The following is a 15,342-nucleotide window of genomic DNA, read 5'->3' as shown; positions in this document are numbered from 1 at the left end:
CCAAGTGACAGTCCGAAGTGGATTGACATCACCATAAATGACTGACCAGTAACTTAGCGTATGGGTTAGCTGATCAACTGTTTCTGCTGCGTAACTTTCGTCCGAACGGTTGTGGTGGTAACCCCACGAGGTACGCAAGATGGTCACCGTGTCTGGCCGCCATCGCATGCGTTCTCACCTCCGCGGAGCAGGTGCCGCCGCCGTGGCGGCCGCCCTGGTCGCCGTCGTAGCCGGCTCCTGGTTCGGTTACCAGCAGCTGGCCGGCCCGAACTGTTCGGGCCGCGTCGAGCTGTCGGTGGCGACCGCCCCGGAGATCGCCCCCGCGGTGCGCGCCGCCGCCGACCAGTGGGTCTCCGACGGCGCCGCGGTGGGCGGAACCTGCATCGCGGTCAACGTCTCCTCGGCCGAGCCGGTCGAGGTGGCCGCCGCGGTGGCGAGCAAGCACGGTGCCACGCTCGCCGGCGTCGGGCAGGCCAGCGGCACCGCCGTCACCCCCGACGTCTGGGTGCCGGACTCCTCGACCTGGCTGGTCCGGCTCAAGAGCGGCGGGGCCAGCGCGTTCGCGCCGACCAACGGCGCGTCCATCGCACGCAGCCCGGTCGTGGTGGCGCTGCCCGAGCCGGTGGCCTCCCGCATAGGGTGGCCGGACAAGGAACTCCGCTGGTCCGACCTGCTCACCCAGGTCACCGCCAGCAAGCCGCTGCGGGCCGGGATCGTCGAGCCGACCCAGGACGCGGCCGGCCTGTCCGGCCTGCTGTCGCTGACCGCCGCGGCCAGTTCCGCCGGTGAGTCCGGCTCGCCGAAGGCGCAGGAGGCGATGGTCGGCGCGCTGCGGGCCCTCGCCACCAACCGGTCCTCGCTGCGGCAGGACCTCCTCGCGCGGTTCCCGCGCTCGTCCGACCCGACGGCGATCGCCAACGGGCTGGGGGCGGCGGCGCTGTCCGAGGAGGACGTGATCGCCTACAACAGCACCAAGCCGCCGATCCGGCTCGCCGCGCTGTACCTGCAGCCGCCGCCGATCTCGCTGGACTACCCGTTCGCGGTGCTGCCCGGCATCGAGCCGGCCAAGGCGTCCGCCGCCAAGGTGCTCTTCGAGGTGCTGCGTACGCCGGGCTTCAAGGACCGGCTCGCCGCGCAGGCGCTGCGCGCGCCGGACGGCAACTGGGGCCGGGGTTTCCAGGCGCCGACCGGCGCGCCGAGCCCGGCCAACGGCGGCGAGCGTCAGGTGCCGCCGTCGGGCCAGGGCGGCGCGGCCGACCTCGACCCCGGTGCCATCTCGACCGCCACCACCACCTGGTCGGTGGCCACCCAGTCCGGCCGGATGCTCTGCGTCATCGACGTCTCCGGCTCGATGAAGAAGCCGGTCGCGACCGCCAACGGCGCCAGCCGGGAGCAGGTCACGGTGGCCGCCGCGAGCCAGGGCCTCGGGCTGTTCGACGACTCCTGGTCGATCGGCCTCTGGACGTTCTCCACCAACCTGCAGGGCTCGCAGGACTGGAGCGAGCTGGTCGGAATAAAGCCGCTGTCCAGCAACCGGGGCGCGCTGCAGCGCGGCCTGGCCTCGATCAAGCCCTCCAGCGGCAACACCGGCCTGTACGACACGATGCTCGCGGCGTACAAGAAGGTGCAGCAGGACTGGGAGCCGGGCAAGGTCAACTCGATCGTGCTGTTCACCGACGGCAAGAACGAGGACGACAACGGCATCTCGCAGAAGGAACTGCTGGACCAGCTGAAGAAGCTGAAGGACGACGAGCAGCCGGTCCAGGTCGTCATCATCGGCATCGGCACCGAGGTGAACCGGGCCGAGCTGGAGTCGATCACCAAGGTCACCGGCGGCGGCGCGTTCGTCACCACCGACCCCAGCAAGATCGGCGAGATCTTCCTCCGGGCGATCGCGCTGCGGCCGCCCGCTCCCCGCTGACCTGAAGCTCAGCGCTAGTCTTCCGCCGTACCGGAAATCCGGTACGGCGGAAGGCTTCCCGGGTCAAGACACGGGATGAGAACTGACGGTAATGCGTCCGAATCAATCGGTAACCATAATTGTCCAGGCATGATGACCGGGTGCCTCGACCGCGGGCTCCACACCGGAGCCGGGCGGGGACGGGGCGGTCCTGAGCGAAGTGGGGAGGGCCGGTGACCTCGGCGACGCTGTTGACCCCTGCCACGTCGTCGCGACCCGGTGGTGAACGCCCGGGCAAGACGACGCGAGCGGCGGAGCGGGCCTACATCCGGGTCCTGGTGGTGCTGGACACCGCCGTGCTCGCCGTGGCCATCCTGGTCGGCTACCTGGCCCGGTTCGGCGACGAGGAACCGACCGGCTCCGAGATCCCGTACGTGGTGGTCGCCCCGGTGCTCCTGCTGGTCTGGCTCGTCTCGCTCAAGGCGATGCGGTGCTACGACGACCAGGTGCTCGGCTACGGCGCCGACGAGTACCGGCGGGTCAGCGCGGCCAGCATGCGACTCGCCGGCGGCATCGCCATCGCCGGGTACATCGCCGACGTCGGCGTCTCCCGGGGTTTCCTGGCGATCTCCTTCGCGGTCGGCACGATCGGCCTGGAGGTGGCGCGGTTCGCGGCCCGCAAGCGGCTGCACCGGGCCCGCGACCGGGGCGCCGGCTGGTCCCGCAAGGTGCTCGTGGTGGGCGACACCGCGCACGTGCTGGAGTTGGTGCACACGCTGCGCCGGGAACCGTACGCCGGCTACCAGGTGGTCGGCGCGTGCATCCCGGACGCGCTGCTCGCCCCGGTGCCGCAACGCCTGGGCGACGTGCCCGTGGTCGGCAGCTTCCGGGGCATCCCGGAGGCGGCCACCGCGATCGGCGCCGACACGGTGGCGGTCACCGCCTCCGGCGAGCTGACCGCGACCCGGCTGCGCCGCCTGGGCTGGCAGCTGGAGGGCACCGGCGTCGACCTGGTGGTGGCGCCGGCGCTCACCGACGTGGCCGGCCCCCGCATCCACACCCGTCCGGTCGCCGGCCTGCCGCTGATCCACGTCGAGGCGCCCGAGTTCCGCGGTGCCCGCAAGCTGGTCAAGGGCTTCGTCGACAGGTCGATCTCGCTGATCGCGCTGCTCGTGCTGGCGCCGCTGCTGATCGTGATCGCGCTCGCCATCAAGATCGACAGCCGGGGTCCGGTGCTGTTCCGGCAGACCCGCGTCGGCCAGGGCGGCGAGGAGTTCGGCGTCTTCAAGTTCCGCACCATGGTCGTAAACGCCGACGCCCTGCTCGCCGAGCTGGCCGCGCGCAACGAGACCGACGGCCTGATGTTCAAGATGCGCGACGACCCGCGCGTGACCCGGGTCGGCCGGTTGCTGCGCAAGTGGTCGCTGGACGAGCTGCCCCAGCTCGCCAACGTGCTGCTCGGCCAGATGAGCCTGGTCGGCCCGCGCCCGCCGCTGCCGTCCGAGGTGGCCCGCTACGACGGCGACGTGGCACGCCGGCTGCTGGTCAAGCCCGGCATGACCGGCCTCTGGCAGGTCAGCGGCCGGTCGGATCTGAGCTGGGAGGACGGCATCCGGCTCGACCTGTACTACGTGGAGAACTGGTCCCTGGCCGCCGACCTGACCATCCTGTGGAAGACGTTCGGCGCGGTGGTCAACAGCCGCGGCGCGTACTGACCGGGCGCGTCAGGGCTGCGGCCCCAGCCAGTCCAGGCAGACCACCACGGCGTCGTCGACCAGGTCACCGGCGACGAACGCCCGCAGGTCGCCGATCAGCGACCGGACCGCGTCCAGCGGCTCCATCGGGCCGGTCCGGCGCAGGAACCGGTCCAGCGCCACCTCGCCGTAGCGCACCTGCTCGGTGGCGGCGTCGATCACGCCGTCGCTGACCACGAAGAGCCGGTCCTCGCGCTCCAGCCGGAACCGCTGTGGGCGGTAGTCGGTGCCCTCGAACATGCCGAGCGGGAACTGCTTGTCCAGCTCCTGCTCGGTCACCGCGCCGTTGCGCAGCCGCAGCAGCCGCGGCGAACCGGCGTCCACCACCGTCATCTCGCCGGAGGCCAGGTCCAGCTCGATCAGGAGCACCGAGACGTGCTGTTCGCCCCGGTGCTGGGCGTAGATGGCCTGGTCGGCCAGCGCGGCCTGGTCGGCCAGGTCCAGCCCGGCCCGGCGCGCGTTGCGCAGCGCGTACGTGGCCAGCGAGGCGAGCAGCGCCGCCGCCACCCCTTCGCCGTAGCCGTTCAGTACCGCCAGCCAGAGCCGGTGCCCGTCGTCGGACCAGTCGAAGCTGTCCCCGCGCACCGCGTACGCCGGCTCCAGCTGCCCGGCCAGGCTGAACGACGGCCGGATCCGGCTGCGCCCGGGCAGCAGCTCCCACTGCATCTCGGCGGCCAGCGTGAGCCGCCGGCTGCGCCGGGCGGTCCGGTAGATGTCGGTGGTCGCCATGACCGCGCTCAGCTCGTGCCCGAGCACCGTGGCGATGGTGTCCAGCTCCCGGCGGGCGTCCGGGTCGGCGGGCACCGGCGAGACCTTCAGCACGCCCCGGCGTTCGCCGCGCATGCCCACCGGGAACCAGCCGACGCCGTCGGCGATCACCGGCTCCTGGTGGTCGAAGGCGCGCCAGGCCGGGTGGCCGGGCCCGGTGACCGACGGCCCGTCGTCCAGCGGCAGCAGCTCGGCGAGCCGGTAGTCGACCTGGTAGAGCTCGGTGTGGGTGACGCCGTACGTGCGCGCGAGCTCGGCGGCGAGCCGGTCCACGATGAGGTCCGTCGGCGCCTCGGTCAGGACCCGGCGCGCGTGGCCCTCCGCTCCGCTCATCTTTGCTCCTTTGCACAGGTCGCCGGGCAGATCCGGGGGGTAGTCTCGGCCCCACCATGACCGAAGAGCGCAGTCCCCGGGAACCTGATACGAGTATGTCCGCCGCCCTGGACGAGGCGGCAGGCACCTTGCTCGCCGTCTGGGAGGCGGCCCGGGAGCGCACCACCAGCCGGCTGTCGAGTGCCCAGCTACGCGCGATCATGGTCGTCGAGCAGTATGACGGCATCAACCTCCGCCGTCTCGCCACGCTCACCGACATGTTGCTCTCCTCCGCCAGCCGGCTGTGCGACCGGCTGGTCGCGGCCGGAATGCTGGAGCGCGAGCCGGGCCGCTACGACCGGCGGGAGATCTCGCTGCACCTCACGCCCGCCGCCCTCCGGCTCCTCGCCGAGCTGCGTGCCGACCGGCGGCACCGGCTGGAGCGGATCCTGGCCGGGATGAGCCCGGAGGGCCGGGCCGCGCTGGTACGCGGCATGCGCGAGTTCGACGAGGTGGGCCGGCGCGGGGAGGCCACCGTGGCGGAGGGCTGGCCGATGCTGCAACCCTCCGGGGAACGGATCGGCGACCCGGCCCGGCCGTCCGGCGGACCTCCGGTGCCGCGTTCCGCCTGACTCAGCCGGCGGGGCCGGGATCGTCCGGCGCCGCTTCGCGGGCGGCGCGCAGCCGGGCCACCACCCGGGGATGCTCGGTCAGCGCCCGTTCCAGCGTGTCGAGCACCCGGTCCAGCAGGGCCCGGCCGCCGCGGGAGGTCAGCGCCTCCTCCTGCCACCCGACGAAGTCGCGCAGCAGCCGGTCGTCGTCCACGCGTACGGCCGCGATCAGCGCGTCCACCAGGTGCGCGATGCCGGCGGCGACGTCCTCGGCGTTCTCCGGCGGCGGGTCCACCGTGGCGAGCGCGAGCCGCACCAGCTCACGCCGCCGGTGCAGCACCGCCACGTACGCGTCGTCGGGCGGGGGCGGCGGCGCGCCGGTGTGCGCGGCAGACAGCGGCCGCTCCAGCAGCTCCACCGCGTCCCGGGCGCTGGCGCCCCAGCCCGCCGCGCCGATCGCGGTGGCCCACCGGCCGTCCGGGCCGAAGCCGGGACCACCGGCGAGCACCGGCACCCCGGCCGCCCGGCTGGCCTCCACCATCCGCGCCGCCCGGACCAGCCGGTTCGGCTGCACGCAGCTCAGCAGCACCGCGTCCGGACCGGTCTGGTGCAGGTAGGAGACCAGGTGCCGGGCCGGCACGCTGGCGCCGAGGAACGTCACCCGCCAGCCGGCCGCCCGGACCACCTCGGTGACGATGCGGGCGGCAAGCGCGTGCCATTCGCCCTCCACGCACGCCATCACCACGTGCCCTCGTCGCGGTGGGCCGACCGTCGCGCCCAGCGCGTCCACCACCTGCTCGCTGACGTGGGTGGCGGCGTGCTCCTGGGCGATGCTCCACGAGCCGGTGAGCCAGCGCCGGCCGACCTCCCGCTGCGCCACCGCGACCAGGTCGACCAGGACGTCCGCGACCGAGAACCCGTCCGCGAGCAGGCCGCGCGCCAGCGTGACCGCGCCGGCCCGGTCGGCGGCGTCCAGGTGATCGAGGTACGCGACGAGCGTGTCCGGCCCGATCCGGCGCTCGGCCGCGGGGGTGGGGCGGTCCGGCGGCGGCGGTGTCACCCGGCCGCCACGGCGAGCATGGCGATGTCGTCGTGGGGCTGCCCGTCCAGCCACTCGTCGACGAGCTGGAGCACCCGCTCGACGAGCGCGGCGGGCGGAAGCCCGGTGCCGGTGACGAGCGCCTGACGCAGCCGGGCGTCGCCGAACATGGCCGGCTCGGTGGGGCCGCCGCGGGCCTCGGTCACCCCGTCGGTGTACGCCAGCAGCAGGTCACCCGGCGCCAGCCGTACCTCGGTGCCGGTGAACCGGGCGTCGGTGAGCGCGCCCACCGGCATGCCGCCCACCCGGACCGTCTCCACCCCGCCGCCGGCGCGGACGACGAGCGGGGACGGATGCCCGCCACCGGCGAGCCGCACCAGCAGCCCGCCGTCCGGCTCGCGGCGCAGCGCGCCCAGCAGGAGCGTGGTGAACTGGGCCCGGCGGGCCGCGTCGGGGGCGTCCAGCAGCGCCCGGTTGAGCAGCTCCAGCAGCTGCCGGGGGCGCTGCTCGACCAGGCGCAGGGTCTGCAGCGACTGGCGGACCCGGCCGGTCAGCACTGCTGCGCCGACACCCTTGCCGCAGACGTCACCGAGCGCGAACAGGCCGCCGTCGCCGGTGGGGAACAGGTCGTAGAAGTCGCCGCCGATGCGCAGGCTGTCCCCGGCGGCGCGATAACCGCCGGCCAGCGTCATCCCGCGCAGGCGCGGCAGCTCCGGCGGGAGCAGGCTGTTCTGCAGCACCCGGGCCAGGTGGGCCTGCTCGCCGTACAGTTCGGCGGCGGCCAGCGCCGCGCCGGCCCGCCCGGCGAACTCCCGGGCCAGGCCGATCTCCCGCCTGTCGAAGCCGGGCCGCTCCGGGCGCCGGGCCAGCACCAGCGCGCCGGCCGGACCACCGGCGCTCGGCATCGGGCTGATCAACACGGTGCCCGGACGGCCGAACCCGGCGGGCAGCATCTCGGCCAGATCGGCCAGCTCGGCGTCCAGCCAGGGACTCGGTTCGGTGAGGTCGCCGTCGAGCGCCTCGACCAGGCCGGGTACGGACTCCACTGTCGGCCAGCCGGCCAGGCCGGTGACCGGGCCGGGATCGCCTGTGGCGTACCGGATCCAGTGCGGCTGGTCCTCGGCGGGCGGCGGCGGGCGGTGCACCACCACCGCGACGTCGGCCAGGTAGGGCACCGGCAGCGTCACCGCGGTGCGCAGCGTCTGCTCGCGGTGCAGGGACAGCCCGAGCCGGCTGCCCGCCTCGGCGAGGAACGCGGTGCGTGACCGTTCGGCCAGCAGCGCGTCGGTACGCGCGTGTTCCTCGGTGACGTCGCGGACGTACCAGGCGCTGCGGTCGTCGGCCAGGGGGCGCCGCACGCCGCGCAGCCGCCGGCCGTGGTGGTCGGTCTCGAACGAGTCCGATCCGGCGGTGGCCGCGTCGGCCAGCGCCGGCACCCGGCACGCGGCCAGGTCGACGCCGGGCGCCACCTCGGGGAGCAGATCGGCGGCCATGGCGTTGACGAGCGTCACCACGCCCGCGTGGTCGACTGTCACGACGGCCTCGGCGAGCCCGTCCAGCAGTTCCCGGGCCAGGTGGTCGTCAGCCGGCAGTGCGACCCCGGCAACCCGCCGGGGCCGTTTCCGCGAAGCGTGTCCACCGCCGCTGACCGGCCCCGCGACACCGCCCCGGCGCGCGGCGGTCACCTCCGGTGGCCGGGCGCTTCGGTCGGTCGACCCGTGCGCATGCTGTCGGTGCACCCCTCACTCGGCGGACAGGTTGCCTGGCGGCAAGCGTACCGAGCGCAGGCACGGAATGCCCGTCGAGGATCATCCGGGTCAGCCGGCCCGGGCCAGCCACCCCACCGGCCGGTCGACGATCCGGCGGACCACCGAGCCGGCTCCGCCGACCGCGGCGGACTGCGCCCCGAGCACTGCCGGGCGCACCGTCACCGGTGCCCAGGCGGCGGTGAGCACCCGCCGGGAGACCTCCGCCTCCACCGTCGGCCGCAGCCAGGGCGCGAGCCGGGCGTATCCGCCCCCGAGCACCACGGTGTCCAGATCCAGCAGGTTCACCACGCCCGCCACGGCGACCCCGAGGGCGGTGGCGGCGTCGGTCAGGGCGGTCAGCGTGGCCGGGTCGCCGGCCTCGGCCAGGTCGGCGAGCCGGGCGGCGGCGGTGTCAGCCGGCAGTTCCGCGCCGGGCAGCCCGGCGGCGGCGAGGATCGCCTCCTGGCCCGCGTACCGCTCCAGGCAGCCCTGGCCGCCGCAGCGGCACGGCCGCCCCTGCGGCTGCACCGGGAAGTGACCGATCTCTCCGCTCCAGCCGCGCGCGCCCCGGTAGAGCGCGCCGTCGAGCACGATCCCGGCGCCGATGCCGATCTCGCCGGTGACGTGCAGGAAGCTGCGCGGGCCGGCCGGGCCCGCGTACAACTCGCCGAGGGCGGCCAGGTTGGCCTCGTTGTCGACCACCAGCGGCGGCACCCCGTCGACCGGCTCGGCCAGCGGGTGCCCGGCCAGCAGCGCCGGCACGTCCACGTCCCGCCAGCCGAGGTTCGGCGCGAGCCGGACCAGGCCGCCGTCGCCCACCAGGCCGGGCACGGCGAGCGCCGCGCCGGCCAGGGTCAGCCCGTCGCGTACGGCGGCGGCGCGCGCCTCGGCGGCCAGCGCGGCGAGCCGGGCGAGCGCGTCGGCGGGGGAGACCGGGCGCAGGTCGGCGCGGCGGACCAGGTGGTGCCGGACCGTGCCGGCCAGGTCGACGACGCAGGCCGCCAGGTAGTCGACGTTCACCTCCAGGCCGAGCCCGGCCGGGCCGTCGGAGGCGAGCACCAGTCCGCGGGCCGGGCGGCCCGCCCCGGTGCGCGGCTCCGGCTCCGCCTCGGCGACCAGCCGGCCGGCGATCAGGTCGTCCACCACGGCGGAGACGGTGGCCCGGGTCAGGCCGGTGTCGGCGGCGATTCCGGCGCGCGAGGGCGGCCGGTCGGCAGCGGCGATCCGCCGCAGCACCACCGCGAGGTTCAACTCGCGCAGGCTGCCCTGCCGGACCGCCCCGGCGGTGCTGGTGCTTGTCACCTCTTGACACTGCCACATCGCCGCCATTTAATTCAACCGCTGAACAAATCGCGGACGACACCACCACCTGGAGGTCTGCCATGGCACCCCGCCCCACCCCCGCGGACAAGTTCTCCTTCGGTCTCTGGACGGTGGGCTGGCCGGCCCGTGACCCGTTCGGCGACGCCACCCGCCCCGAGCTGGACGCCGTCGAGGCGGTGCACCGGCTCGCCGAGCTGGGCGCGTACGGCATCACCTTCCACGACGACGACCTGGTGCCGTTCGGCGCGGACGCCGCCACCCGCGACGCCCGGCTGAGCCGCTTCCGCAAGGCGCTCGACGAGACCGGCCTGGTCGTGCCGATGGTCACCACCAACCTGTTCAACCACCCGGTGTTCAAGGACGGCGGCTTCACCAGCAACGACCGCGACGTACGCCGGTACGCGCTGCGCAAGGTGCTGCGCAACATCGACCTGGCCGCCGAGATGGGCGCGAAGACGTTCGTCATGTGGGGCGGCCGGGAGGGCGCCGAGTACGACGTCGCCAAGGACGTCCAGGCCGCGCTGGACCGCTACCGCGAAGCCGTCGACCTGCTCTGCGAGTACGTCGTCGACAACGGCTACGACCTGCGCTTCGCCCTGGAGCCCAAGCCGAACGAGCCCCGGGGCGACATCCTGCTCCCCACCGTCGGCCACGCGCTCGGCTTCATCTCCACGCTGGCCCGCCCGGAGATGGTCGGGCTCAACCCGGAGGTCGGGCACGAGCAGATGGCCGGGCTGAACTTCGCCCACGGCATCGCCCAGGCGCTCTGGCAGGGCAAGCTGTTCCACATCGACCTCAACGGCCAGCGCGGCATCAAGTACGACCAGGACCTGGTCTTCGGCCACGGCGACCTGCTCAACGCGTTCGCCCTGGTCGACCTGCTGGAGCACGGCGGCCCGAACGGCGGCCCGGCCTACGACGGCCCGCGCCACTTCGACTACAAGCCGTCCCGCACCGAGGACATGACCGGCGTGTGGGCCTCCGCCGAGGCGAACATGCGCACGTACCTGCTGCTCAAGGAGCGGGCCGCGGCGTTCCGCGCCGACCCGGAGGTGATCGAGGCGCTCGCCGCCGCCCGGGTGGCCGAGCTGGCCACCCCGACGCTCAACCCCGGTGAGGGCTACCGCGAGCTGCTGGCCGACCGGACCGCGTTCGAGGAGTTCGATCCGGAGGCCGCCGGGGCGAAGGGCTTCGGCTTCGTCCGGCTCAACCAGCTCGCCGTCGAGCACGTGCTCGGCGCGCGCTGAGGCGGGCCGCCATGCCGCTCGTCGCGGGGGTCGACTCGTCGACCCAGTCCTGCAAGGTGGTCGTCCGGGACGCGGAGACCGGCGAACTGGTCCGGCAGGGCCGCGCGCCGCACCCGCCCGGCACCGAGGTCGACCCGTACGCCTGGTGGGAGGCCCTGCGAGCGGCGGTGGCCGAGGCCGGCGGCCTGGCCGACGTGGCCGCCGTCTCGGTCGGCGGCCAGCAGCACGGCATGGTCTGCCTGGACGCCTCCGGTGAGGTGGTCCGGCCGGCGCTGCTGTGGAACGACACCCGGTCCGCCGAGGCGGCCCGGGACCTGGTCGAGGAGGCCGGCGGCGGGGAGACCGGCCGCCGGTTCTGGGCCGAGGCGACCGGCGCGGTGCCGGTGGCCAGCTTCACCGCGACGAAGCTGCGGTGGCTGGCCCGGCACGAGCCGGACAACGCCGACCGGGTCGCCGCCGTCTGCCTGCCGCACGACTGGCTCACCTGGCGGCTCGCCGGCGCCCCCGGCCTGGACGCGCTGCGCACCGACCGGGGGGACGCCAGCGGCACCGGCTACTGGTCGCCGCGCACCGGCGAGTACCGGCTGGACCTGCTGGAACGGGCCTTCGGCCGGCGCGTGACGGTGCCGGTCGTGCTCGGCCCGGCCGAGGCGGCCGGGCACCTCGACCCGGCCGTGTTCGGCGGCGGCGCGGCGGGCCCGGTCCTGCTCGGGCCGGGCACCGGGGACAACGCCGCCGCGGCACTCGGCGCCGGAGCCAGCCCGGGCGACGTGATCGTCTCGATCGGCACCTCCGGCACCGTGTTCGCGGTGGCGGACACGCCTGCCGCCGATGCGAGCGGCGCGGTGGCCGGATTCGCCGACGCCACCGGCCGGTTCCTGCCGCTCGTGTGCACGCTCAACGCGGCCCGGGTGCTCGACGCCGCCGCGACGCTGCTCGGCGTCGACCTCGACACGTTCGGCGAACTGGCCCTGTCCGCCCCGCCCGGCGCGGACGGGCTGGTGCTCGTGCCGTACCTGGAAGGGGAGCGGACGCCGGACCGGCCGCACGCCACCGGCACCCTGCACGGCCTCACGCTCGGCACCTCGACCCCGGCGCACCTGGCCCGGGCCGCGGTGGAGGGCATGCTCTGCGGGCTGGCCGACGGCCTGGACGCGCTGATCGCGCAGGGCGCCCGCGCCGACCGGATCATCCTGGTCGGCGGCGGCGCCCGGTCCGCCGCGGTACGCCGGATCGCGCCGCAGGTCTTCGGCCGCCCGGTGGTGGTGCCGCCGCCCGGCGAGTACGTGGCGGACGGCGCGGCCCGGCAGGCCGCCTGGGTGACGCTCGGTGGCGACACCCCGCCCGCCTGGTCCATCGGCGACACCGAGGAGTACACGGGCGAGGCGGTCCCCGCCATCCGCGAGCGCTACGCCGAGGCGCGGGGGTGACGCCGGCACGGGGGGTCGTGCTGCGCAGGTGACACGTACCTGATTTGCTGCCCGGCATGACGGGCACCAGGATCTCCCGGCGCGGGAACGCGGCACACCGGTTCTACAGCGTCGTGGTCTTCGTGGTGCTCGCCTCGCTGGACAACGTGGCGATCGGCCTGGTGCCCCCGCTGTACGGGCCGATCTCCACCGCCCTCGACGTACCCCAGCGGATGCTCGGCCTGGTCACCGCCGTCAGCTTCCTGGTCAGCGCCGTGGCGGCGGTGGCCTGGGCGTACGTGGGGGACCGCACCAACCGCAAGCCGCTGCTCATGGTCGGCACGCTGCTCTGGGCCGCCGGCACCGCCGGCAGCGCGCTCGCCGGGGGGTACGCGACGTTCCTGATCGCGCAGTTCGTCGGCGCGGTCGGGCTCGGCGCGGTGGGCTCGGTCGGTTTCTCCGTGGTCACCGACCTGATCTCACCGCGCCGCCGCGGCCTGGTGATGAGCTTCTGGGGGCTGTCGCAGGGCGTCGGCACGCTGGCCGGGACGCTGCTCGGCGGCGTCCTCGGCGCGACCGACTGGCGGCGGCCGTTCCTGCTGCTGACCGGTGTGGGCCTGGCCGCCACCGTGGCGTACCTGTTCACCTACGACATCCGGCGCGGGCAGAGCGAGCCGGAGCTGGCCGGGGCGATCGACGCCGGGAACGAGTACGACTACCGGATCAGCCGCGCCGACCTGCCCCGGATCCTGGCCCGCCGGACCAACCGCTGGCTGATCCTGCAGGGGCTGACCGCTCAGGCCGCGTTCGGCTCGCTGGTCTGGCTGCCGGTGCTGTTCAGCCAGCGGGCCGAGGCGCAGGGTTACTCACCGGCCACGGCCGTGGTGGTGGGCAGCGTCTTCGCCACCCTGTTCCAGCTCGGCGGCGTGCTGTCCATCGTAGGGGGGCTGGTGGGCGACGCGCTGCAACGGCGTACGCCGAGTGGCCGGGCCATGGTCGCTGCTGTCGGCATCCTCGCGGCGCTGCCGTTCTATCTGGTCCTGTTCTTCGTGCCGATCCGCATCGACGTGCCCGACGGCGCCGGTTCCGGCGCGGTGGTGACTGCCGTGCTGTCCAGCGTGCTGACCGAGCCGTCGGTGGGGCTGAGCCTGCTCACCGCCGTGGTGGCGCTGGCGCTGACGTCGGCGAACTCGCCGAACTGGTTCGCGCTGATCGCCGACGTCAACCCGCCCGAGCACCGGGGCACCGTCTACAGCCTGGGCAACCTGGTGAACGGCGTCGGCCGGGCGGCGGGCAACGGGCTGGTGGGGGTGGCGTTCGCCGGGTTGCGGGCGGCCTTCCCGCCGCCGCTGAACTACGCGGTCGGGCTGGCCGCGTTCCAGCTCTTCTTCATCCCGACCGGGATCATGTACTGGCTGGCCGCACGTACGTCGCCGCGGGACATCGCGCAGGTGCACGACCTGCTGCACGCCCGCGCCGACCGGCTGGAGGAAGGAAGGGCCCCTTCTTAACGGTGAGTGTTAAGAAGGGGCCCTTCCTCTACCGGAGGCGTTAATAAGGGGCCCTTCCTTACACCCGGAACCAGACGGTGACGTCCGTGGGGACCGCGTCAGCGTCGAGCGGCGCGCTCGACACCAGCACCTCGGCGCCGGCCGGCAGCGGCGCCGGGTCGGCGCCGAAGTTGGTCAGCACGGTGAGGTCGCCGTTGGTGAACGTGAGCACCTCGTCGCCGGAGGACAGGAACCGCAGCGGCCCCCGGGCCAGCTCGTGCTCGCGGCGCAGCCGCAGCGCGGTCCGGTACAGCTCGTACGTCGACCCGGGCACGCCGCGCTGCCGGTCCAGCGCGTACTCGGCCCACACCGGCGGCTGGGGCAGCCAGCTCACGTCGGTCGGCCCGAAGCCGTACGACGGGGCGTCGGCCTCCCACGGGATCGGCACCCGGCAGCCGTCCCGGCCGCGCTCGGTGTGCCCGCTGCGCTTCCAGGTCGGGTCCTGCCGGGCCTCGTCGGGCAGCGTGGTGTGCTCCGGCAGCCCCAGTTCCTCACCCTGGTAGAGGTAGGCGGAGCCGGGCAGCGCGAGCATCAGCAGGCTGGCCGCCCGGGCCCGGCGCAGGCCCAGCGCGGCGTCCGGCTGCGGGTCGTCCACGCCGACGCCGTTGGCCCGGCCGCCGCCGGTGCCGAGCCCGAGCCGGGAGGCGTGCCGGACCACGTCGTGGTTGGACAGCACCCAGGTGGTGGGCGCGCCGACGGAGTCGGTGGCCTCCAGCGAGCGGGTGATCACGGCGTACTGGGCCGGCGCGGTCCAGGCGGCCAGCAGGTACTCGAAGTTGAACGCCTGGTGCATCTCGTCCGGGCGCACGTACCGGGCCAGCCGCTCGGCCGGCTCCACCCACGCCTCGGCGACGAGGATCCGCTCACCGGGGTACGAGTCGAGCACCCGCCGCCACTCCCGGTAGATCTCGTGCACGCCGTCCTGGTCCCACATGGGCGGGCGCGGCTTGTCCACCTCGCTGCCGGAGAGGATCTCCTGCGGCTCCTGCCAGTCGGCCAGGTCGGCCTGCTTGATCAGGCCGTGCGCCACGTCCACCCGGAAGCCGTCCACGCCCCGGTCCAGCCAGAAGCGCAGCACGTCGAGGAACTCCTCGCGCACCTCCGGGTTGTCCCAGTTGAGGTCGGGCTGGCCGGAGTCGAACAGGTGCAGGTACCACTGCCCGTCCGGCAGCCGGGTCCAGGCGGGGCCGCCGAACACGCTCACCCAGTCGTTCGGCGGCTCGGCGCCGTCCGGGCCCTTGCCGTCGCGGATGACGTAGCGCTGCCGCTCCGGGCTGCCCGGAGCGGCGGCGACGGCCGCGGTGAACCAGCGGTGCGCGGAGGAGGTGTGGTTGGGCACCAGGTCGACGATCACCCGCAGCCCGCGCGCCTTCGCCTCGGCGATCAGCTTGTCGGCGTCGGCGAGCGTGCCGAACAGCGGGTCGACGTCGCGGTAGTCGGACACGTCGTACCCGGCGTCGGCCTGCGGGGACGGGTAGAACGGGGACAGCCAGAGCGCGTCGACTCCCAGCTCGGCGAGGTGGTCGAGCCGGGACGTGATGCCCGGCAGGTCACCGATGCCGTCGCCGTCGGAGTCGGCGAACGAGCGCGGGTAGACCTGGTAGATCACCGCCTCGGTCCACCAGCCGGTGCCGGGGGTCTGCTGCGTCGCGTCGGTGTTCAGCGCCTTACTCCTGTCTGG

Annotated in this window: 11 protein-coding genes; 6 read left to right on the top strand and 5 right to left on the bottom strand. The window is 74.3% G+C overall.

Annotation, left to right across the window (positions count from 1 at the left end; translation table 11 throughout):
• Positions 1 to 166: 166 nt before the first annotated feature.
• On the top strand, positions 167 to 1,921 hold the full coding sequence (locus tag SM452_RS00315) for a VWA domain-containing protein (protein ID WP_262014066.1): 1,755 nt from the start codon (positions 167 to 169) through the stop codon (positions 1,919 to 1,921).
• A gap of 212 nt (positions 1,922 to 2,133) precedes the next feature.
• Positions 2,134 to 3,615 carry a sugar transferase gene (locus SM452_RS00310; RefSeq protein ID WP_262014067.1) on the top strand — a complete coding sequence of 494 codons (1,482 nt, stop codon included), beginning with the start codon at positions 2,134 to 2,136 and terminating at the stop codon, positions 3,613 to 3,615.
• 9 nt (positions 3,616 to 3,624) lie between these two features.
• On the opposite strand, the gene SM452_RS00305 is transcribed toward SM452_RS00310, so the two are convergent.
• A complete protein-coding gene (locus SM452_RS00305; RefSeq protein ID WP_262014068.1) occupies positions 3,625 to 4,755 on the bottom strand; it encodes a PP2C family protein-serine/threonine phosphatase in 1,131 nt (376 codons plus the stop codon).
• Between the two features lie 95 nt (positions 4,756 to 4,850).
• Here SM452_RS00305 and SM452_RS00300 point away from each other — a divergent pair, with 95 nt between their 5' ends.
• Positions 4,851 to 5,366, top strand: coding sequence for a MarR family winged helix-turn-helix transcriptional regulator (locus SM452_RS00300; RefSeq protein ID WP_262014069.1), 516 nt, complete (start codon positions 4,851 to 4,853; stop codon positions 5,364 to 5,366).
• A 1-nt stretch (position 5,367) separates the two neighbouring features.
• On the opposite strand, the gene SM452_RS00295 is transcribed toward SM452_RS00300, so the two are convergent.
• The 3 genes from SM452_RS00295 to SM452_RS00285 form a co-directional block, all read right to left on the bottom strand.
• Positions 5,368 to 6,405: a cobalamin B12-binding domain-containing protein gene (locus SM452_RS00295; RefSeq protein WP_262014070.1), complete on the bottom strand. Its 1,038-nt coding sequence runs from the start codon at positions 6,403 to 6,405 to the stop codon at positions 5,368 to 5,370.
• Positions 6,402 to 8,069 carry a PP2C family protein-serine/threonine phosphatase gene (locus SM452_RS00290; protein ID WP_463839134.1) on the bottom strand — a complete coding sequence of 556 codons (1,668 nt, stop codon included), beginning with the start codon at positions 8,067 to 8,069 and terminating at the stop codon, positions 6,402 to 6,404. The genes SM452_RS00295 and SM452_RS00290 overlap by 4 nt, the downstream gene beginning before the upstream one ends.
• Before the next feature lie 132 nt (positions 8,070 to 8,201).
• Positions 8,202 to 9,461: an ROK family protein gene (locus tag SM452_RS00285; protein ID WP_355508940.1), complete on the bottom strand. Its 1,260-nt coding sequence runs from the start codon at positions 9,459 to 9,461 to the stop codon at positions 8,202 to 8,204.
• A gap of 53 nt (positions 9,462 to 9,514) precedes the next feature.
• On the opposite strand from SM452_RS00285, the gene xylA reads away from it, so the two are divergent.
• Genes xylA through SM452_RS00270 form a run of 3 tightly spaced genes read left to right on the top strand, consistent with a single transcriptional unit; the run spans position 9,515 to position 13,622 of the window.
• Positions 9,515 to 10,702 (top strand): xylose isomerase, encoded by a 1,188-nt coding sequence (gene xylA / locus SM452_RS00280; protein WP_194800659.1) that lies wholly within the window; start codon positions 9,515 to 9,517, stop codon positions 10,700 to 10,702.
• An 11-nt stretch (positions 10,703 to 10,713) separates the two neighbouring features.
• The gene (gene xylB / locus SM452_RS00275) at positions 10,714 to 12,132 is read left to right on the top strand and encodes a xylulokinase (protein WP_463839133.1); all 1,419 of its coding nucleotides are present in this window, start codon (positions 10,714 to 10,716) and stop codon (positions 12,130 to 12,132) included.
• A gap of 56 nt (positions 12,133 to 12,188) precedes the next feature.
• Positions 12,189 to 13,622 carry an MFS transporter gene (locus SM452_RS00270; protein ID WP_463839132.1) on the top strand — a complete coding sequence of 478 codons (1,434 nt, stop codon included), beginning with the start codon at positions 12,189 to 12,191 and terminating at the stop codon, positions 13,620 to 13,622.
• A gap of 58 nt (positions 13,623 to 13,680) precedes the next feature.
• Here SM452_RS00270 and SM452_RS00265 read toward each other — a convergent pair whose 3' ends face one another.
• The gene (locus tag SM452_RS00265; RefSeq protein WP_355508991.1) at positions 13,681 to 15,324 is read right to left on the bottom strand and encodes a glycoside hydrolase family 13 protein; all 1,644 of its coding nucleotides are present in this window, start codon (positions 15,322 to 15,324) and stop codon (positions 13,681 to 13,683) included.
• Between the last annotated feature and the right edge of the window lie 18 nt (positions 15,325 to 15,342).

The organism is Micromonospora sp. SYSU B005 (assembly GCF_055362685.1).
The sequence above is the reverse complement of the archived record's forward strand: the minus strand, read 5'-3'. Positions and strand labels throughout refer to the sequence as shown.